The sequence below is a fragment of the Boudabousia marimammalium genome, assembly GCF_001936115.1.
Taxonomy (GTDB): domain Bacteria; phylum Actinomycetota; class Actinomycetes; order Actinomycetales; family Actinomycetaceae; genus Boudabousia; species Boudabousia marimammalium.
Map to the genome: position 1 here is coordinate 127,383 of NZ_MPDM01000002.1, position 20,017 is coordinate 147,399.

The following is a 20,017-nucleotide window of genomic DNA, read 5'->3' on the forward strand; positions in this document are numbered from 1 at the left end:
TAGTCCATTTTTATCGCTTTGGCACCCTTTTAGGGAAATCAAATTATGTAAAAATAGAAATATGCAACTAAACACGCTGATTTCTCATCACAATCTGGCTATCGTGACATATGACTCAAGCGGCCGTAGATTGCCCTTGACTACCAGTCTAGTGGCACGCTGGATTGGTAAATGCGCGCACGCCTATCAACAGTTACTCTTTCCCCCTGCTGATTCAGTGGAGATTCAAATGCCAGCGCACTGGCGTAGCATCGTTTGGACGCTAGGGGCCTGGTATGCAGGACTATCGACCGGAACGAGGCCGCAATCCCCCTCGCCCTCGGCCATTGTGAGCGACCAGCTAGAAACCCTAGAAGCCAGCGAAGCGGCAGTCAAAATCGCCCAAAGCCTTGAGCACCTAGCAATCCGCTGGCCGGGTAATCTCCCTTGGGAAGTCGAGGATGGAGCGCAGCTAGCCAATGAGCAACCTGACGCGCCGCCCTCCGTCACCCAGATTGCGCCGGAGCAGTTATTTAGCGTGGCCCAGCTGAACGACTACCGACGCTACATAGAGTTAGTGGAAAAGCTTTCTCCACAGACTCTGCTAGTAATAAAAGCTGGCCTAGCCCCAACTTCAGCCAACCAGCTATCCTTATTAGTTGCAGCCCTCTGGCGGGTATTTTCTGCCTACACGCAACTAGAGCTGCCCACGGTAATGCTAGTACCGCCAGAAGTGCCAGCAGAGAACGAGGCTCGTTGGATCCAGCAAGAAGCCCTAGACCGGCAGGTCCATCACCTACCTTAAATAACTCAATCACCGCAACAACTCAATGTTAGGTCTTCCCACTGCTACCCTAGCTGCGGATTCTAGGCTAAAATCGAGACAGTCTCAGAGAGGTAGGTATCATGCACATTGCTGTGTTAGCTGACGTCGGCCAGCCGGTTTACCATGTTGGTGATGAAGCTATCGGCAGAGAAACCGCCCGGCAGCTCGTCTCGCGTGGGCATCGCGTCACCATGCTGACCCGCGACATGGTAGCTACTTTGCGTGAGTTCTCCGACTTAGACGCTGATGCGGCCTGGACCGTCCCCTTCCCGATTGCCCCAGGAAGGCGCACCTACGCCTACGAATGGGCGCTGAAAGTAGCTGAACGGACAGTGGATAACCTGCATCTCTCCGCTCAGGAAGTTCCCTATCCAGAGAGTGAACTATTTACTTTAGTGCAAGAGATTTCTAACGTAGATGCCGTCCTAATTGCCGGTGGTGGTTCTTTCAACTCCAAGTATGGCTGGTTGTTTTTAGAACGACTGCTGGTGATGAAGATTGCGCAGCTTTGCCACAAAAAGGTGATTGTTACCGGGCAGACCTTAGGGCCGGCGATCACCGCTGAGGATGCCGCCAGAGCTCAAGAGTTGCTCGATTATGCACTTGCGGTAGGGTTCAGAGATCAAGGCTCACTACAGTTATCTCATCAGTTATTCCCGTCGGTTTATGCCGCGGCTGGTATTGATGATGCTTCCTTCTGGGGACTGTCGGAGGCGGAAAATACTGCCACGGCAACCACTGAAAACCTCCCCCAGTATGTGGCCTTTTCTCTTTCCGGGGAGAGCCACGACATCCCGGAACCAGAAGCCGTAAAAGCTTGGGCTAAACTGGCTGATTACACCTACTCTGTGACTGGACTTCCCACCTTATTTATCCCCCACATGGCGCCTCCCCGTTCAGGACAGTGGGACGAAGATTTTCAGCATCGCGTGGCGACGCAGATGACCACCCCATACTTGGAACTGTCGGTGGAGGACGCCGACGCTTCAGCACGCCGGCTGCGGCAAGTTTCTTTGATGGTCTCTAACCGTTTCCACCCGATTGTGTTCTCTTTGGCACGCAATATCCCGGTACTGCCGGTAGTTGCCTCATCGTACTCACAACAAAGGATTGACGGCTTGCTGAATAACTGGGGACTGCCTGACCGAACCGTAGCAATCTGGCACCTATTCGGCCCAGCTGGACACTCAATAATCGATTCAGTCTGGGAAGAACGCGATGAATATTCAGTTTTTGTCGGAAAACGTAAGAGTCATCTACTTGAGTTCTCCCAGAAGTGGTGGAACTCTATTGACGATATCTTCCGTGGAGGTAACGGAAAACTACCTAATCTAGTTGAGGCCAATTCACGTTTCGCCACTCTATCCAGCCCCTACCTTCAGTTAGTCAACACGCATAACTCTTTTAGCTCCCAGATCGTGGCGGAGATAGCGCAGCTGGAAGAAGAACGCGAAGCTGACCGATTAGATTTCATGCAGTCTGGCCGCCAAGATGATCCTTTTGGTTTGATTGGGCGCGCTGACGCCTTCGCTGACGCCAGATTTCATTACGATCACGTTCATGGGTCATGGATGCCGAGCCGCCCTGAATGGGCTCAAAACTAAGAATTAAGAGGAGAACCGGGAATGCAAACCACGCCGCGAGTCTCAATTATTGTGAGAACCAAGAATCGCCCTCTGTTCTTAAAACGCGCCCTGCTAGATATTTCCGCGCAAATTTTTAGTGATGTTGAAATCCTGCTGGTGAACGATGGCGGTGACCCTCATGAGGTTGACAGGATTGTAGAGTTATCCCCCTGGAAGAAACGCACCACGGTTATCCATAATGAGTCATCTTTAGGTATGGAGAATGCTTCAAACCTAGCGATCAGCCGCGCCCAGGGTGAGTTCATTTGTATCCATGATGACGACGACACCTGGCATGCCAGGTTCTTGCACGCTTGCGTGGAGCATCTAGATGAGCATCCAAAAGACGCAGCAGTCGGTGTTCGCACCGAGATTATCTGGGAGAGGTTAGAGAAGGACCAGATTATCACCGAGGGCAGAGAGATCGCTTGGCCAGAAATTAGGGCCATCACCTTCAATGCCCTGCTAAGGCAGAATCAAGCAGTCCCGATTTCTTGCCTCTACCGTGCCAGCATTATTGAGCAACTGGGCGGCTTCCGTGCTGACCTGCCCGTAGTGGGAGACTGGGATTTCCACCTGCGACTGGCCCGCTACCATAACTTCGCCTTCATAGATGGCATGCCTCTGGCTTTCTGGCATCAAAGAAAGGGGCAAACCGGCGTGGCTGGCAACTCTGTAATTGCCATGTCCGGCGCACACGCCTACTATGACGCTTTGGTTCGCCGCGAATATCTGGGAGATGAGCTCTCCGATAATCAGGTCGGACAGTTACTGGTGCAGGGAGCAGAATTTCAATTCCTTCGCTCAGAACTGGCCATGCAGATGCATCTGGTACGGGAGCTCTCTGCGCAGGTTACTAGTTTGCACACGAAACTAGATGAGCAGAGCGCACACTTCAATGAGCAGAATAACTGGCTGCTACACAAAGCGGATAATGCCTCACTCTACGCGGTCCTACGCCGTCTGGCCAAAAAACTGCTGAGAAAAGGCAGCTAGCTAGCCTCTCATTTGCTTAACCACATCACCGGTCGGGCCGTCCATTACCATTTTTCCGTGTTCTACTAAGATGCCCCGCTCGCACAGCGCTGACACCATGTCTAAATCATGAGAGACAATCACTAGGGTCTTTCCGGAGTCTCTCAGGTCCTTGATACGCCTGATGCACTTCTTTTGGAAAGGCTCATCCCCAACGGCTAGAATCTCGTCAATCAAGAAGACCTCAGGACTGCAGTGGATCGCGACAGAGAAAGCCAGTCGCAAGAACATGCCGGAAGAGTAAAACTTCACTTCCGTGTCCATGAACTTTTCAATCTCAGAGAACTCAACAATACTGTCGTACTGCTGCTCAATCTCATGCTTTTGCATACCTAAGATAGCGCCATTAAGGAAAACATTTTCGCGGCCAGTCAGGTCGGGATGAAAACCTGCCCCAACTTCAATTAGGCCCGCTACCCTACCTCGGGTTAAGACGGTTCCTTGATCTGGGTGTAGCACCCCAGAGATAAGTTTCAGAAGCGTTGATTTACCTGAACCGTTGTACCCCAAAAGGGCGACAGTCTCTCCCTCGTTCACGGAGAAACTAACCTCATCCACAGCACGGAAATGGTTGATGCCCACATCCTGCCGGGTGAGCGCCGCAATGGCAATATCTTTCAACGCGCGACGATGACGAAGGGTAAATTCCTTGGTGACACTGTTGACGATAATCCTAGGTTCTGTCGAATCCATCTTATAGCTCCTGTGCGAATCTACCCTCGTACTTTTTGAATACCCACTGCCCCAAAAACAGCAGCAGAGATGATACTACACAAGCCACCACAGTCATCCCCTTCAGAGACTCCATAGTGGCGGTGGCACCAGTTAGCGGAGACCAGAAGCCGAAATGGAATAGCTCAACCGCGATGGTGAGGGGATTGAGCAGATACAGATTGTATAGCCAGTTGGGGAAGGCGTTCTCAACCATCGTGAGACCGTAGAGCACCGGAGACATCCAGACCGCCACCAGCAAAATCAGATCCACAATATTCTCAGCGTCACGGTAGAAAACATTGAAGGTGCCGAAAATCAGGCCGAGGCCGAGGGCGGTCATCGTTACGATTATCACGCCGAGAAGGATTGCCCCTAGGGACAGCAGAAGGGTCTGAAAGCCCGGCCAGGGAGTTTGATCTATGACAGCGTACGCTAAAGTCCCAATTAGTAGCACAACCACTTGCGGGAAAAGGTGAACCATTGCCACCCAGACGCTGGAGACTGGAAACATTTCTCGCGGCAGATAAATCTTCTTGATTAAAGGCGCATTCCACACCAGGGTCCTGGTAGAGTTCGAAAGCACCTCAGAGAAATAGTTGATTACCACCATTCCAGCAAATAGGTAGACTGCATAGCCTTCTAGGGTACGTCCAAGGGAGAGGAATACCCCCATCGCGAGGAAGTACACCAGAAACTGGGTGGCTGGCTTCACGTAGCTCCACAGCATGCCGAGGACGGAGCCGTGATAGCGAACGCGTAGTTCTTTTTTCACTACCAGTTTTAGCAGATAGAACTGGAAGAAAACATCCACTAAGCCACGCCCACGCCCTGGGGCTACTAATTTTGACTGTTGTGCCATAGATTAATCCTTGCGTGTCTGCCTTCGATATCACTGGGTTTGTAGCAACAACTATGCTGCAGACGAACTGTCCAACCCTAGTGTCTTCTCCCAAGCCTGCTCGCTAACTAGGTCGGGCGAAGCATCCCGGTAGAGATGCTGCAGGCGTCTCCAATCCGCGAAAATCTTTCGGTGCAGTTTAACACTCTCTGCCAACATTTCTTTGAAGAGTTTAGGATCTCGGTGATACACGGACGCGGCTGAGCCGTCGGAATTTGACACAACAGCAGAATCCAGCTGGGACAGGATAGCCCACTCAGCTTCGGAGAACTTCACTTCCATCTCCGGATGCACACGAGAACGCGAACGAACCGGTAGGAAAGCTTTAAGCACACCCTTGGCAAGGAGCCCCATGCGTACTAGGCGGGGTCCTGGTTCAACGATACGAGGGGTAATCGCAGGATTGTCCTTATAGCTGACTGCGGGGAGTTCCTCCGGAGATTCATGCATCTGCGCATCACTGTATTCGGCTTTCATGCGCCGTACTTCAGGCACGATGGTCTCGATACTTGCATGGAGATGGCGAGGCCCTGAGAGCACATCCTTGAGCGCCTTCTGGCGCACTGCCACCACAGAGTACTGTTGGCTGAGCAGGTGTTTGACATCAGCTGAAAAGGAATGCTTGAGTAGCTCTATGCCATTGTGAGAAGGTGAGTGGATAAGTGCTGCCACCATCCGGTTACGCTGATGGAAGTATGCCTGCCAATCCAAGGAATCATCCTTATCGGTCCAGGGCACGTGCCAAACCGCCATACCCGGCAATGACACTGTTTTGACTCCGACAGCAGCAGCGCGTAGACCGTACTCGGAGTCATCCCATTTAATAAAGAAAGGCAATGACAATCCCAGTTTCTTCACGGTGCTGGTGGGAATCATACACATCCACCAGCCATTGTAGTTACCGCGGGCCAGTTCATGGAACTTCTCCGAAGTACGAAGGGGTGAAAGCGCAAAGTCGTGCGCGGCCAGATCGTCATGAATCGGCCCCCACCAGAACTTGCGCAGCTCCACTGCTTCAGCATAGGCGTGGAGCAAGGTGCGTTCATACATGGAGAACATGTGACCGCCCACAATCGTCTCATTGGGGCAAAATGATGAGAAGATGGCTCCGCGTGCGATACTTTCGGACTCCAAACGGACGTCGTCATCTAGCAAGATTACGTAGTCAGAGTCATTATGGATCGACTCATACATGCCCCTAGAGAACCCGCCAGAACCTCCCAGGTTAGCCTGGTTAATAATGCGGAGGCTAGAGCCCAATCTCTCTGCAACCTCGGGGAAATCGGCCTCATCTTCGACCTTATGATTACCCTGGTCAACAACGACAACTTCATTGAGTACCTGTGCGACAGCGTCGGAGTTAGAAATTTGACGTAGTGAACGAACACAGTCGGCAGCCCGGTTGAAGGTGGTAATAGCGATAGTGATGGAAGGGTTCGGCGTGGTTGGAGAGTCTTCAGTCAACCATTCTGCTGACTCGATCTTGAGCTCTCCATTACCGGCCTCGGCTTCAAGCCAGTACCAGCCACCGTCACGGAACTTAGACAGTGGTAGCTGAAACTCAGTGTCCAGTTTCCCATCTACTTTGACTGATTCAATCTGGTAGCAGTTTGCTTTCGCGGAGGAGCGGAACACCATGATGCGCCCCTGGCCGGAAGCTTTCACACGCAGACTTACTGTACGCACAGTGGTGTAGTTAAACCAGTATGAGGCTGCAAAAGCATTGAAATAAGTTGCGAAAGATGCGTAGCCGTGCGCCGGCAGGGTTGCCCAAGTACGACCGTATTCGGTGAATTTTACGCGGGCGGCGCTACCATCTGAGGAGAGGAATCCTTCCGCGTACAGCGGCATCAGCGTAGAGTTTGCTTCCGCTGAAAAAATCAGTCTTTGTAGCTGGGTCTTGCTCATGCGTTTTTTCCTCCGTTGATGGGTGCACCGTTTTCGAAGTGCGGACGCACCTTGTTATCGAATGCACTTAGCGCCGAACCAATCGCCATGTGCATATCAAGATACTGGTAGGTGCCTAAGCGGCCGCCGAAAAGCACGCCATTTTCTTGGGCTGCTTTCTCACGGTAGCGTAGCAGTGCTTCACGGTCCTCGTTTGAGTTGATGGGATAGTAGGGTTCATCCTCGGCCTCAGCGAAACGGGAGAACTCACGCATAATCACAGTCTTATCGGACGGGTAGTCGCGTTCTGGGTGAAAGTGGCGCGGCTCAATGATGCGGGTGTAGGGCACTTCCGCATCAGCGTAGTTCATCACCGAGGTGCCTTGGAAATCGCCCATTTCCAGGTGCTCCGTCTCAAAATCAATGGTGCGCCAGGACAACTTGCCTTCTGAGTAGTTGAAGTAGCGGTCTAGCGGGCCGGTGTACACGACAGGTACCTTGCCGACTAGTGCTTCTTGATTCCAAGGCTGAGTGGTATCAAAGAAGTCTGTGTCGGTATGGATGGTAATCTTCGGGTTGTCCGCCATTGCTTCCAACCATGCGGTGTAGCCTTTGGTGGGCAGCCCCTCATAGGTGTCGCTGAAGTAGCGGTTATCGTAATTGTAGCGCACAGGGAGGCGGGAAATGATGGAGGCCGGCAGGTTCTTCGGATCGGTCTGCCACTGTTTGCCGGTGTAGTTCTTAATGAATGCCTCATAGAGGGGGCGGCCAATCAGGGAGATGCCTTTATCGTTTAGGTTTTCTGGGTCTTTACCAGCTAGTTCTCCGGCTTGCTCAGCAATCAGCGCGCGGGCTTCATTAGGGGTGTAAGCCGCTGAGAAGAACTGGTTGATGGTCCCCAAGTTGATTGGCATGGGGTAGACCACGCCTTTATGGTTCGTGTACACCTTGTGCTGGTAGTTGGTGAAGCTGGTGAAACGGTTAACGTATTCCCAGACTCTCTGGTTAGAGGTGTGGAAGAGGTGCGCACCGTACTTGTGGATTTCAATCCCGGTTTCAAGGTCAGTCTCGGAGTAGGCGTTTCCTCCGATGTGTGAGCGGCGTTCGATGATTACAACGTTCAGGCCGAGCTCGTTGGCACAGCGTTCCGCGATAGTCAGTCCAAAGAAGCCCGACCCTACGATCACAATGTCAGCGTTCATTCTTTATTCTCCTTTTGTTGTCTTCAAAATTACCACGATGTGCCGCGATTAAGCTGCTCACGAGGTTTTGCAGGTTGGCGGCGGACTGGATTGGGCTGCCGATGGTATCGATTTGGAGCGCGGCAGCACTGGGGCTATTTTGCGCTCTCGCAGGTAACGGCGAGGGGATATCGGTTAGGTCCTCGATTACTTGGGCAAGCCCGTGTCTTTGCGCAAACTGGGCAAATCTAACCTGATGTTCATCCACGTGCTCCCCCAGTTCGGGGCGTCGTGGTAACACCAGTGGATGATGTCCGGAACGCACCCATTCCATCATTATGGAGGGCCCTCCTTGGGTAATGAGTAGGCTCGCCTGCTCTTGTAAGTGCTCGCTTTGTTGCCGTGTCAGATACGGGATTACCTGCAGGTTGGCGGGGAACGGTTTTTCGGGAGCCGAGGACGATCCACTTTGCAAAACAACGGTGACTGCGGGATGGCGTTGCGCGTAGTCGAGCGCCATTTTTACCATCCGCGGAAACCCAAGGTGGTGCGTACCAGTCATGAAGACAACGCATGGACCATCAGTGCTGAGCGTGAGTTCGGTTTCGCGTCTGCTCATAATAGCGGCCCTATCACAGTAGCGTTGGGATAAATTCTAGTCTGTTCTTCCCACTGCACACAGAATTCATCGGCAAAGTGGTAGCAGATTCGTCCCGATAGTGAAGGAAGATCAATCCTGTCAAAGACTTCAATATAGACCGTCGGGATACCTTTTAGTCGAGCCACTAAAACAGTTAGGGCCCCGAGGGAGGCTCCTGCTGAAACCACCAGGTCTGGCCGAGACTCTGTGACGGTATTCCAAGCGATTGAGAAGGAGCTGACTAGATCACGCCAGCTCCGCTGTGGGGAGTGGTGTGCCCAAACTACATTTTCCTGCCGTAGCGCATCTAAAGCATCAGGGGTGTCGAAGGTAAGCCAGAGGCTGCGATGCTGGCGATACCACGCCTGCAGGTTGCGTAGCTGGGTCAAGTGCCCGCCCGATGATCCGGCGAACAGTATCCGAAGGGGGCCTCGCTGGCCTTTACCTTCGTCGATCAGCCGTACCGCTGATTCTGCTGGGGTGTTAGTGAGAATCTGGGCGCTGGGAATTGGTTTGGTGCTGAGACCTTCCCTGATTCCTTGATATCCCAGGCGCAACATTTTCCGGCGTTGAGTGGAATGAGAGAGCATTTTGGCCCAGCGTAACACCATTGATCCGCCCCATAGGACCCTGTCACGCAAGCGCAAATGTTTAGCCCGCAAAAACCACATTTTGTTTCTGGATTCGTAGTAGAAGCGGTCGCCAGGGTCATCTGTCGCGGAGGCTAGGGCTTTGGTGCGGTGCTCCACCACTGAGGCTGGCACGTAAAGTCCCACCCGGTTACGAAGAATCCGGGCGGTGTATTCTAGGTCGTCATTCCAGATGAAATAGTCAGCTTCGGGTAGACCGTCCGCGATGATAGCCCGGGCATCCACCAGAATGGAAACGAATGAGGCCGCCCGCACGGGGATAGCTCCTAACGCTTCAGCATGCATGATTTGGGGGGCTTCTAGAAGGGGACGGCGCCGATGCGTGTTCATGGGATGGGTTGCTCCATCAATCCAGATAGCTCTTGAAGCTAGGACGGCGGGGGTGCCCGGATACTCACTGTGAGCTTTTAGCAGTTCCTCTAGAGCAGTCCTGGTAGGAATCGTGTCATCGTCCATGATCCAGACTAGGTCGGCTTGTTCTTCAGTGACTGCCAAGGCAATGGCGGCGGCAAAGCCGCCCGCTCCCCCCGTGTTGCGCGGCAGTCTTCTGGTAAAAGTGACAGCTGTATGCTGTGCTATTACCTGTGGGGTTTCGTCTGTGGAGGCGTTATCAACTACTACTACTCCATCCACGGGTCGACTTTGGGAAGCTAAAGCGTCTAAGCATTCGGTCAGCAGTGCAGCCCGATTGTAGGCCACCAGTGCGACTACAACTCGAAGGTGCCGTTTATTCATAAGTATAGGGTACGCCATATTTTATTTTGGAGGCGTTCCTGTTACGGCGCGGGCATAGGTTCTGGCGTTACTTCACCGCAGGCGGTAACTTTGAGCAGTTTCTTGGGTCCTTCGCGATCTACAATCGTCGCAACATCGTAGTAGTCCAAGAAGCGGAGCCCATCATATTTTGCCAGGATTCTGGTGGCAGGATCTCCCCAGAGGTATTCTGAACCAAAATCCAGAACGTAGGGAGCGTGGTACTTATGTACTATTTCGCAGACTTTCGGGTCGGTTTTTGCGTTAATCAGATTCTTTGCCAGGTAGATCGCGTCGGGGTCTTGAGTAATCTGCAGGTGCGGGAAGACTGCTTGTCGCCTTGCGAGTGCCTGCACCAGAGCCGAACCATTCCAGGGGTTGCCCAAGACCCGGTATCCTTCAGGAATAGTTTCGGGGACGCGTTCTATGAGTTTGTATTCATCCTCGTCAAGTAAACGACCGAAGCTGTCATAGGCGTAATCGTAGTTGTTGTGGATTTGTTTCAGAGTCAAAGAAACGTGCGGCGAGAGCAGTGCCGGAACGATAACGAATACCGCTACCAGTGCCAACACCCTATCCCGATTGTTGCTCAGGAAACCCAGATAGGTGTGTTGGTAGTGTTTTTCGATTTTTTCGAGGCCGAGGAAGGCTTGCACCCAAATCGCCAGCTGTTGGAGGCCGTAGGCAAACACCAGCACGTTTAGGGTAATAGTGATGGTCGCAATGCGGACCGCGTCCCCGTACCAGAATCCGTAAATGTAGCTCCGCCAGGGGCCTTCGATCATGGTCGCCGCCAGCAGCATGATTTGCGCAAAAACAAAAGAAACTACCAGTGGCCATGAGCGGCTCTTGATTAGGTTCCATATTCCCACTAACAATAGTAGTTGTAGCAAGAAGCCGTAGCGCCAGTTCATCGCTGGCCAAGGGAATCCGGTAGTGCCGCCGAACAGGCCGACTAGAGCACGAATTGGCTCATCTGCAAGGTGGGCCGCCCAGTCAACCGGGCGGGTCCGCAGGCCTCGCACCACGTGATTTTGCATGGTCAACCAGTTTACGGCCAAGAAAAGCCCAGAGGTCAGTAGTACAGCTACGATGAGGGCGGGCACTTTGCTAATTCGAGAAATCCGTTTTCGTAATACTTTGTACAGGTATTCGGCAATAAAAGGGAGACAAATTAGGAATAGGTAGACCCCTGTCGAAGGATGGGAAAGCATGATGCCCGGGACCAGTACGGCACCAAGGAGTAGCACCACCAGACGGTTCCACTTATACTCGCTACGGGTGATGTAAATGAACAGTCCCAACATCAGCGGTAGGTAAGTATAGGAAAGCAGTGTTGGGTACAAAATCCCGTGGTAGAGCAACAGTAGCGGGAACTGACCAAAAATGAAGGAGGAAAGCACTCCTAGGATTGTCAGTCTAATATCGGAGTGCCCGAGGATCGTCAGGGCTACATACACGGATGCTGGCCACATCACCGCTACTACTATCACGGTGAATACATTTGTTGCTACTACCGCATCAACCCCGCTGATTAGCGCGATTGCGGAAATTACGTCATGCCATGCCGCTGGGTAAAACACCGGGGTGGCGGTCAGCATGGTGATATTGGTAGAGGCGGCAGTGTGGTTATGCATGAACCACTCAACTAGGTTGAGATGCCATACTGAGTCGAAACTTTGCCCGAAGGCATCAGGTTTCCCAATGGCTCTCATGATGACAATGCTGGCCACGATAATCACAAGGATGAGGGCCGCAACTGATCGCCATTCAAATACCGGTTTCCGCCAACCTTTTCTGACGGTTGCAATCCCTAGGATGAGAGAGAATCCTAGCACCCACGCTAAGGTAAACAAGAGCAGGTTTCCCCGCGCCCAGGGAATCCCCAGCTTATCGAAAGCGATGGCCAGGATACCCAACACGCTAACTGAAATGAATGGAGAAATACACAGGGCAATGATTCTTGGGTTTCTCCAAAACGCTAGCCGTGAGATTGGGTATCCCAGTAGCACCAACCAAATACCGGCACCTAAGATTAGTCCAATAAACGTGATAGACATTTATGAACCTTTCTAGGTGCCGGTATCTGGAAAGTAAACTTGTAAAACTTAGTTCGCTGCTACGTCGCCGATAACTAGGCGAGGAGTACCAGTCCACAGATTAGGATTAGTAACCCTGCGGCCGTCCAGCAGGACTTTAACTCCGGGAAGATCTGCCGGGGTAATGGTACGGTATTCCGCATGGTCAGCCTGAACGATAGCGGCATCGACCGGCTCTCCTAGGTGATAGGCGTCCCAACCGAACTTCGCTAGTTCTTCATCGGTGTACATGGGGTCATGAACTAGAACCTGTGCGCCAGCTTTGCGGAGCTCATCAACAGTAGCGAAGACACCAGAGAAAGCTGTCTCCTTGACGCCACCGCGATAGGAGGCGCCTAGTACCACGACCTTCATACCTGCCAGAGAACCCAGCAGCTCCGTGACTCTTCCAACCACATAAGACGGCATTGAAGCGTTGAAGGTACGGGCGGTACGCACAACTGAAGCATCCGGGTCAGTGGATAGGTACAGTCGCGGGTACACCGGGATGCAGTGACCACCGACTGCAATACCTGGGCGGTGAATATGACTGTAGGGCTGTGAGTTGCAGGCATCAATCACGCGTTGCACATCGATGCCCTCTTTGTCTGCGTATACTGCAAACTGGTTTGCCAAACCGATGTTGACATCGCGGTATGTGGTTTCGGCTAGCTTTGCCATCTCGGCGGCTTCGGCGCTCCCCATATCCCAAACACCATTCTCACGCGGAAGGTCGGGGCGCTCATCAAAGCTCAGCACGGACTCATAGAAATCAATAGCAGCCTTAGTGCCTGCTTCGCTAAGACCACCAACTAGCTTCGGGTAACGGCGAAGATCTTGGAAAACCCGCCCGGTCAGTACGCGCTCCGGGCTGAATACGAGGTGGAAGTCTTTACCTTCGGTCAAACCGGAAATTTCTTCGATCATCGGCTTCCAGCGGTTACGGGTGGTTCCCACCGGCAGGGTGGTTTCATATGAAATTAGAGTGCCAGGGGTGAGGTGCTCAGCCAAAGATTTGGTGGCCGCATCCATCCAAGCAAAATCCGGTTCCCAAGTCTCATCGTTGACGAACAGAGGCACCACCAAAACGATTGCGTCTGCACCCGGGACGGCTTTTGCGTAGTCAGTAGTGGCCTGTAGTTTGCCTGCCGGAACCAGTTCAGCCAGCTTTTCAGCGAGGTGTGCTTCGCCAGGGAAAGGCTCTTTTCCTGCATTCACGGTTTCAACGGTGGAGGGATTCACATCAACGCCGATTACTTCGTGTCCTGCGTCCGCAAACTGGACTGCCAGAGGCAAACCGATCTTTCCTAATGCTACGACAGCGATACGCATAGTTTTTCTTCTCCTCAAGAAACGAATTGCTAGTGGCTATCTTAACCTGTTTGTGGTAGTTATGGGTGACCGTGCGGCTGTCATTATCCTCACGGGAATAAAACGTTCCGTGGAATCGGAAGATGCCGCTGCTGGCAGTAGTCAATCCTCCACACCTTAACACCTGGAGATTGATCAATCAATGTGAAACCTCGGCTCGTATCCACGTTGAAAAGTCCCGGCGACCGAAAAGGCAAATAATGCTCCGAGAACTGCGCAGTATTATCTTCATAAAAGTATAAAATATGATGCCGGTTCAAAAGTTTGCATACTGATGGATCCTGTTTGAGGTCCCTAAAACGGCGACGCAAATACCATCCATCTTGGTCCAGATTAGAGTAATTCTGTTGTTTAAGTGCCACCGGAATCCCTGCCGTGACAGGAAGCAAGCCCGAACCATTTGCAGCTTCGCCTAACACTAGGTGTCTACCATCAAGTTTATGTTTCAAACGGTGGTGTAGCTCAAGCTCACCAGGACCCAGTTGAACCATATGCCAGTTAGGGTGCGGGTAGTAAAGCCTAGAAACCAGAGTAGCTCTGGTTACACTCACACCTCCAAGCGAGAAAACCAAAAGTATGAGTAACAAAACCCGAGCTGAAATTGCAATAGAGGTAGACATCCTCTCTCGTCCCTCAACTAAGATTCTTTGTTCCACCCACCGAATAATCAAGCCGGCATAGAAACGTATTCCTTGAGCGGCCAATGGCACGGCGAGAACCGCAAGAACTGACATTAGTCGAAGAGGATCAGAGAACCAAAGCGCCGTAATCGGTGTTGCGATGGGGATGAACACCAAAGCACCCAAGCAGATGACAAAGAAAAATGCGTAGCATGCCACCAACCATTGTGATTGTTTTCGGCATAGCAGCCAAATGGCTCCCGTTACTGTAAACAACCCAACAAAACCGATTGTTATATCTCCCCATATACTTGCTGACCAGTATGTGTAGATTGAAAGCGTAGAGGCAATCTTGGTGAAGGCATCCGACCAGCTGATATATTCTGGAGCCCCCTCACTCAAACGGCTAAGCAGAGACCGCCGACCAGCAAATAATAAGACCACCACGATGACGAAAAGAATCGCGAAGTGGATAACAGTCTTCCTCGTCATCTTTCGATGGTGCAACATATAAACCACTTGCATAGTCAGGTATGTCAGCACGGGGAACAGCATGACGACAACCGCTACCAGAGTCGAGGGGTGAGCCAAAGCTGCACCTAACCACAGCAAGAGCAACAATAAAGGAGATACGATTCGGTGCCGAGGCCAAAACTCCCATCTTGGGAAACGCTGCCGGATTAGATGTACTGAAATGGCCAGCAGTCCCGGTAGCACACTGATTCCCAACCCATTGGGCCAACGATCAATAAGGTATGTGATTACCGTGGGGGAGATAGGCGTAACGAAAACTATAAACGGTAGATACAGTAGCACTCCCCTGTCGTAGTGAAATACCGTATCTGTAAACACCGAGATGGTGTGCAACCACACCAGCGGTAGGACCATTATTGAGGCATTTGTTGCAACAACCACCGTCGTAGGCGTTGCTAGGAGCGCTACGAAGGCATGCCAGATTGATGGATAACTAACGCTAACCGACTGCAAACTATACAGTGAAGACAGCGAAGACAGCATGGAACCATTACCGCTCTTGGTAATAGTCCAGACCCCATTCATGTGAAAGATGCTATCTGAATGTTGCGGAATCACTCCAGCAGTACCCGTAATCAGAGTGGTTAAAAGTATTAAGAAACCTACTCCTGCAGCATAGTATCCAAATCTAGGAAGCTGTAACGGGGTTCGTTCTGTGCTCACCTCGTCGAGAAGATTATCAACCGGGAGAAGCCGTTTGAGTAAGGAAATAAGAAGCAAAAGAACAACAATTGCCAGCAATACCGGATACAGACTCCATCGTATTCCGACTAGATGGAATAGCATTCCCAATGAGGCATACATCAAAATAGTAACAATAGGGGAAGCCGCACGAGCAATCGCTCCACGCGCACCCAAACTGAGAAATAAGAGATACCCCGGGACATAAAGCAACAGCAGGTATCCCAATCCCAAGAGCACACTGAGCAAGGAATATCCTACTACTGTCATCTCGCTCCTCTAATAAATCACGCTTCTAATGGCTGATTAGCAAAATCAGCTTACGTAAGAAACTCTGATACCCAAAATCATCCCGCCTACAGTATCAGCATTCTTACGTCTGTTTGTAGCGATGCACACAAGACTCAACGAACTCTGCAGCAGCCACTCCCGTGACTGACATGGACCTGTTCGCTACTACCCACTCACGGATGCGTACTCGGTCTTTGGGATTGTCTAAGCGAGAAACTCTGAGCATAGCTTCGGCTACGGCGGTTGAAGTAAACTCCTCTGCGTACTCGCCTAAATCATTACTCTGGATTTCTGCCACAGCAGGGCCAATCCCCGCATAGACAATCGGTGACCCGCAAGCCCATGCTGCATAAACTTTAGTGGCGTCTGCGAAATCATACCCCTGGTTAGGCTTAAGCGAGGCTAGGCAGGCAACGGCACCCTTTTGCCAGCGAGCAGCTTCAACCGCGGGTAGCAGTGGAGAAATAATAATCTGGCCACCTGATTCTTCAGCAATCGACTCAATTTCAGCAAGCTCGCGGCCTTGGCTAAGGTAAAGCACCTGGTAGTCCGAAAGCTCAGGTAGTTCTCGAATCGCACGCGCAAAAATGACAGCTGCGTGAATCTCCGATACCGTTCCAGCGTACACGAAGTATTTTCCTTTGATTCCCATGGCAGCTTTTTCTGCTTGAGTTAAATCAGGCACGTCGGGAGAGAACACTTCAGTATCAGTCCCATTCTGAATAGACACGACATTACGTCCACCCAAATCTTTGACTCTGGAGGCCACCCCATCATTAACGGCAATAATGCCAGTTGCGCCGCGTAGTACCAGCCGCTCAAGCCAACTAACAGCAGAAACCACGAAATCTGGAGCCACCGTTTTAGCCGCGTCGGTCCAGATGTCAGCCGCATAGTACACATAGGGCCGTTTCCTGAGTGCACACGCAGCCCGAACTATTAGACCTGTCGTCGGCGGTGGCTCACTGATTGCAATACAAAAGTTACGCGCGAAGAGCAGACGGAAGAATAGAGGGATATCGAAACTCGGATACTCCAATAACCCACGCACAAAGCCTTCTTTATCTCGTTTTACTGCAGCTCTGCTAATCTCGACACCGGGAATCTCAATATCCTCCACCTCTGCGGGTAGTTTCCCTGTCATTACTCTCACTGACTGAGTGCGAGCCAGAGCTCTTGCAAGTGCTTTGAGACGGAAAGCCGCGGCACCAATTTCCGGGGCAAAGATTCTAGTCGCTAAGACATAATCGCTTTGGGGCATTCCAATCCTTCTCTCCGTGTTTGCGTGACCGCAAAACACCAGTATAACGCGCGTATAGGTGTTATATACTAACCAGAGTTTATACCGGCCAAAAATATAGAGGCGATTATGAAATTGATTCAGCATTGGCAGCGGCTACGTCCTGTTTCCTCAGACTCTTCTCTCTACTATTTCCATGGCTTAGGGATTGACCTACCACACGATTTTGACGTGACTGATGATAGTTCAGTGCTACACCTTAGATCTCACTACGCTCTGGCTGAGGTAAAGCCTAAGGAAGTTCAATTGGTTACTGACCAAATCCGTTCCTTCCCCCTTTACTATGCAGTGACCGAAGATACTGTTGCAGTTTCTGATGCCCCCTACTGGATTGCGAATCAGTTGTCACTACCAATCGCTGAAGACCGCTATCAGTTAGTTGCAGAAACCGGATTCACTTGGCCCGATCAGACTTTTTACCGCGGCCTAAATCAAGTCCTTCCAGGCACTCGTCTAACAATTTCGCTAGATTCAGGAGCGGTGAAAGAAACGACTCTCCACCAACCTCTGTTTTCTGATACCCGAGATGATATTGATGAAACTGAGTTTGTCTCCCAGCTCAACAGTGCACTAGATACCACAATGGAAAGAGCCATCGCAGCCTGTGGGGATTCCAAAATCCTAGTCCCCCTTTCCGGAGGTCTGGACTCTCGTCTGATTGTTACTTGGCTTGCCCGCCATGCAGTTCCGAATGTCCTCTGCTTCACCTATGGTCGCCGAGAGTCTAAAGAGATCAGTATTTCTGAGCAGATTGCGAAAAACCTAGGATTGGATTGGACAGCTGTTTACCTCGATGATGAGGCGGTAAAGGCAGCATGGCTAGACCCTGATACCGCTGACTTCTTGAAATACTGTGCCGCTGGCGCGTCTCTTCCCCACGTTCAAGACTGGTACGCTTTGCGTCGTTTAAAGGAACAGGGTTTGGCCTCCGAGGGGGATGTCGTGTTTCCTGGACACACGATTGTCGATAACTTTCACAATCACGAAATGCTGGAGCATCTTCCAGTTGAGATCCGCGAAGTAATCACAGTAGTTGAATCCAAACATTTCGTGATGAAGCCTTCTGTTGAAACCGGAGCCGGCCGAGCTAACTTCAGGCTTCATGTTGGGAGGTTCCTCCAAGATCAGAACTATGACGGCTCAGGGAATAGTTTGCAGCGTTGCATAGAAGGATTAAATGTTCTGACCCGCCAAACCATGTATATTAACAACTCGATGAGAGCATATGAGTTCTTTGGTTTACGGTGGGCAATCCCAATGTTGGATAGAGAATTTACCGATATATGGTGCTCAGCCCCGCTAGATCTCACTATCACTCGTAGAGTTTATGGAGATTGGATTCAGAATAGCTATCAAAGCCAGACTGGAATCAAGCCAGTGCTTTATGCCGGGGTGACGACCTATATTCCACAGTCAATAATGCGAACACTACGCAAGGTATCCAGCCTAGTGGGATTGACCACTGTTGTTAACAGATACTATTCTACGAAGGCCTGCCTACATCACCCGATGGGATTCGATTTATTCTATGGAACCACCACTAAATGGGAGCAGATTAGTAGGTTCTCAGCTGGCGCAAGCTCTACCGCGATTTGGACCGATCAGTTCTTAAAAGATACTTGGCAGCCAGATCTGAACCTATTTCACACACAGAGGGAATAGCTAAACCTATAGATCGGCAGTGGCATCACTATTCCATATATCCTTGGACAAAAAGTCTGCCATTTTTTGGTACTGCACTGACTGCTGTGAGCGAGTTGCCCACCCTTGCCTAGCCGCAATGGAATATTCTTCGAAAGTGTCACGGCTTAGGTTCATTAGTCGTTGAATCTCTTCGGCTATCGTTTCCTTTGACGAAGAAACAGGAATGATTCTGCCATTCACTCCATCTATAACAATTTCTTTCGTGCCGCCGGCATCAGTAGCTAACACGGGCAGTCCAGCCGATTGTGCTTCCATTATTGTTACGGGAACGCCTTCTCCGCTTGATACATTAACGAACAGAGAGAAATCAGACTCCTCATAAAGATTCACAATGCTCTCGTTAGATTGATGTCCAATTAAGGCATAGCTCCCCGGCTCTAACAGCTGTTCAGCCTTCGCTCGCATAGCCTCAAGCCGTTCTTCGTTAAATTCACCAATATGTGTCCAATAAACCTGTTCACCGCGTTTTTGTAGCTCTGCAATGCTGTCAAGCAACAGGCCGACTCGCTTATACGGGGCCATATGGGAACAAGACACGATATGGAATGGAGAAGTTTGGTGACGCACGATGGGCTTGCTGCCGGGAACACCTAGGCGAGCAACAATAATCTTATTGCGCGCTTCCGGCATAGCTCTGTGCAGAAACGCTGCCGCATAGTTAGAAATAGGAAAGACCCTATCTAAATAGGTCAGAAGATACTTACGGGCCGGAATATAGCGATAAGGAGTGTCATCTTCATCAACATCATATGCGTGAGCTCGCGACACCACCTTCACGCGGGGATGATCGGCCAAAAAAATGTCGCGAATATGGACTCCTAGTGCAGCTCCGGTGTGGCACCAATAGGAGTAAATTACAACCTCATCATAATCGCTGAATCGAATCTCACGTAATATACCCTGGATCTTGCTGTAAAGCTCTTTAACATTGGCTGCAAACCGTAGGTCAATTGCCGTAGTTATAGGGCGACGGAAGTTATATCGGACCATACGTTTCCGCTCTAGAGCTATTAACGGAAGCCATTTTAAAACTACCAAATACGGGTGCGAAACTCGCGATTTCGGAATCAAATAAGATTCCGTACTTGATGGAAGTGTCCTAGTTTGCTCTGCCCCAACCCGATAACGCACAGGCACAACCACAACTTTGTCAAAGCTCTCATTGAGGTAGGGAATTTCTTGTTCAAAAAACTCTTCACCCTTGTCATAAGGGTAAGAATCTGTAAGCATTAATAATAGTTTTGACATCT

At 51.0% G+C, this 20,017-nt stretch carries 15 protein-coding genes; 4 read left to right on the plus strand and 11 right to left on the minus strand.

Translation table 11 applies throughout. From position 1 onward, the window contains the following. The first annotated feature begins 61 nt into the window (after positions 1-61). The 3 genes from BM477_RS02175 to BM477_RS02185 all read left to right on the plus strand — a co-directional run bounded on the left by BM477_RS02175 (position 62) and on the right by BM477_RS02185 (position 3,426). The gene (locus BM477_RS02175; protein ID WP_075361040.1) at positions 62-784 is read left to right on the plus strand and encodes a hypothetical protein; all 723 of its coding nucleotides are present in this window, start codon (positions 62-64) and stop codon (positions 782-784) included. Positions 785-885: 101 nt separating this feature from the next. Further along, positions 886-2,409, plus strand: coding sequence for a polysaccharide pyruvyl transferase family protein (locus BM477_RS02180; RefSeq protein WP_075361041.1), 1,524 nt, complete (start codon positions 886-888; stop codon positions 2,407-2,409). 21 nt (positions 2,410-2,430) lie between these two features. Further along, positions 2,431-3,426 carry a glycosyltransferase family 2 protein gene (locus BM477_RS02185; RefSeq protein ID WP_075361042.1) on the plus strand — a complete coding sequence of 332 codons (996 nt, stop codon included), beginning with the start codon at positions 2,431-2,433 and terminating at the stop codon, positions 3,424-3,426. On the opposite strand, the gene BM477_RS02190 is transcribed toward BM477_RS02185, so the two are convergent. The 10 genes from BM477_RS02190 to BM477_RS02235 form a co-directional block, all read right to left on the minus strand. Then, positions 3,427-4,158: an ABC transporter ATP-binding protein gene (locus tag BM477_RS02190; protein WP_075361043.1), complete on the minus strand. Its 732-nt coding sequence runs from the start codon at positions 4,156-4,158 to the stop codon at positions 3,427-3,429. Between the two features lies 1 nt (position 4,159). Continuing rightward, complete coding sequence (locus tag BM477_RS02195; protein ID WP_075361044.1) at positions 4,160-5,038, minus strand: ABC transporter permease; 879 nt, start codon at positions 5,036-5,038, stop codon at positions 4,160-4,162. A 51-nt stretch (positions 5,039-5,089) separates the two neighbouring features. Further along, positions 5,090-6,985, minus strand: a complete 1,896-nt coding sequence (locus BM477_RS02200; RefSeq protein WP_075361045.1) for a glycosyltransferase — start codon at positions 6,983-6,985, stop codon at positions 5,090-5,092. Continuing rightward, on the minus strand, positions 6,982-8,166 hold the full coding sequence (glf, locus tag BM477_RS02205) for a UDP-galactopyranose mutase (protein ID WP_075361046.1): 1,185 nt from the start codon (positions 8,164-8,166) through the stop codon (positions 6,982-6,984). Before glf ends, BM477_RS02200 begins: the two co-directional genes overlap by 4 nt. Further along, positions 8,156-8,764 carry a glycosyltransferase gene (locus BM477_RS02210; RefSeq protein ID WP_075361047.1) on the minus strand — a complete coding sequence of 203 codons (609 nt, stop codon included), beginning with the start codon at positions 8,762-8,764 and terminating at the stop codon, positions 8,156-8,158. Before BM477_RS02210 ends, glf begins: the two co-directional genes overlap by 11 nt. Next, positions 8,761-10,170: a glycosyltransferase gene (locus BM477_RS08525; RefSeq protein WP_075361048.1), complete on the minus strand. Its 1,410-nt coding sequence runs from the start codon at positions 10,168-10,170 to the stop codon at positions 8,761-8,763. The genes BM477_RS02210 and BM477_RS08525 overlap by 4 nt, the downstream gene beginning before the upstream one ends. A 41-nt stretch (positions 10,171-10,211) precedes the next feature. Further along, positions 10,212-12,248, minus strand: coding sequence for a DUF6541 family protein (locus tag BM477_RS02220; protein WP_075361049.1), 2,037 nt, complete (start codon positions 12,246-12,248; stop codon positions 10,212-10,214). 48 nt (positions 12,249-12,296) lie between these two features. Continuing rightward, positions 12,297-13,598 (minus strand): nucleotide sugar dehydrogenase, encoded by a 1,302-nt coding sequence (locus tag BM477_RS02225; protein WP_075361050.1) that lies wholly within the window; start codon positions 13,596-13,598, stop codon positions 12,297-12,299. An 89-nt stretch (positions 13,599-13,687) separates the two neighbouring features. Next, positions 13,688-15,742: a DUF6541 family protein gene (locus BM477_RS02230; RefSeq protein ID WP_075361051.1), complete on the minus strand. Its 2,055-nt coding sequence runs from the start codon at positions 15,740-15,742 to the stop codon at positions 13,688-13,690. A 103-nt stretch (positions 15,743-15,845) separates the two neighbouring features. Continuing rightward, a complete protein-coding gene (locus tag BM477_RS02235; protein ID WP_075361052.1) occupies positions 15,846-17,024 on the minus strand; it encodes a glycosyltransferase in 1,179 nt (392 codons plus the stop codon). A 108-nt stretch (positions 17,025-17,132) separates the two neighbouring features. Here BM477_RS02235 and BM477_RS02240 point away from each other — a divergent pair, with 108 nt between their 5' ends. After that, positions 17,133-18,725, plus strand: a complete 1,593-nt coding sequence (locus BM477_RS02240; RefSeq protein ID WP_075361053.1) for an asparagine synthase-related protein — start codon at positions 17,133-17,135, stop codon at positions 18,723-18,725. Positions 18,726-18,731: 6 nt separating this feature from the next. Here the strand turns inward: BM477_RS02240 and BM477_RS02245 are convergent, their stop codons facing one another. After that, complete coding sequence (locus BM477_RS02245) at positions 18,732-20,015, minus strand: glycosyltransferase (protein ID WP_075361054.1); 1,284 nt, start codon at positions 20,013-20,015, stop codon at positions 18,732-18,734. Between the last annotated feature and the right edge of the window lie 2 nt (positions 20,016-20,017).

What these genes read in the sequence shown, in the direction of transcription:
- BM477_RS02220 (WP_075361049.1), bottom strand. Translation starts at nt 12,248, where the DNA reads ATGTCTATCACGTTTATTGGACTAATCTTAGGTGCCGGTATTTGGTTG.
- glf (WP_075361046.1), bottom strand. Translation starts at nt 8,166, where the DNA reads ATGAACGCTGACATTGTGATCGTAGGGTCGGGCTTCTTTGGACTGACT.
- BM477_RS02200 (WP_075361045.1), bottom strand. Translation starts at nt 6,985, where the DNA reads ATGAGCAAGACCCAGCTACAAAGACTGATTTTTTCAGCGGAAGCAAAC.
- BM477_RS02225 (WP_075361050.1), bottom strand. Translation starts at nt 13,598, where the DNA reads ATGCGTATCGCTGTCGTAGCATTAGGAAAGATCGGTTTGCCTCTGGCA.
- BM477_RS02190 (WP_075361043.1), bottom strand. Translation starts at nt 4,158, where the DNA reads ATGGATTCGACAGAACCTAGGATTATCGTCAACAGTGTCACCAAGGAA.
- BM477_RS02175 (WP_075361040.1), top strand. Translation starts at nt 62, where the DNA reads ATGCAACTAAACACGCTGATTTCTCATCACAATCTGGCTATCGTGACA.
- BM477_RS02185 (WP_075361042.1), top strand. Translation starts at nt 2,431, where the DNA reads ATGCAAACCACGCCGCGAGTCTCAATTATTGTGAGAACCAAGAATCGC.
- BM477_RS02195 (WP_075361044.1), bottom strand. Translation starts at nt 5,038, where the DNA reads ATGGCACAACAGTCAAAATTAGTAGCCCCAGGGCGTGGGCGTGGCTTA.
- BM477_RS02180 (WP_075361041.1), top strand. Translation starts at nt 886, where the DNA reads ATGCACATTGCTGTGTTAGCTGACGTCGGCCAGCCGGTTTACCATGTT.
- BM477_RS02240 (WP_075361053.1), top strand. Translation starts at nt 17,133, where the DNA reads ATGAAATTGATTCAGCATTGGCAGCGGCTACGTCCTGTTTCCTCAGAC.
- BM477_RS02230 (WP_075361051.1), bottom strand. Translation starts at nt 15,742, where the DNA reads ATGACAGTAGTAGGATATTCCTTGCTCAGTGTGCTCTTGGGATTGGGA.
- BM477_RS02235 (WP_075361052.1), bottom strand. Translation starts at nt 17,024, where the DNA reads ATGCCCCAAAGCGATTATGTCTTAGCGACTAGAATCTTTGCCCCGGAA.
- BM477_RS02210 (WP_075361047.1), bottom strand. Translation starts at nt 8,764, where the DNA reads ATGAGCAGACGCGAAACCGAACTCACGCTCAGCACTGATGGTCCATGC.
- BM477_RS02245 (WP_075361054.1), bottom strand. Translation starts at nt 20,015, where the DNA reads ATGTCAAAACTATTATTAATGCTTACAGATTCTTACCCTTATGACAAG.
- BM477_RS08525 (WP_075361048.1), bottom strand. Translation starts at nt 10,170, where the DNA reads ATGAATAAACGGCACCTTCGAGTTGTAGTCGCACTGGTGGCCTACAAT.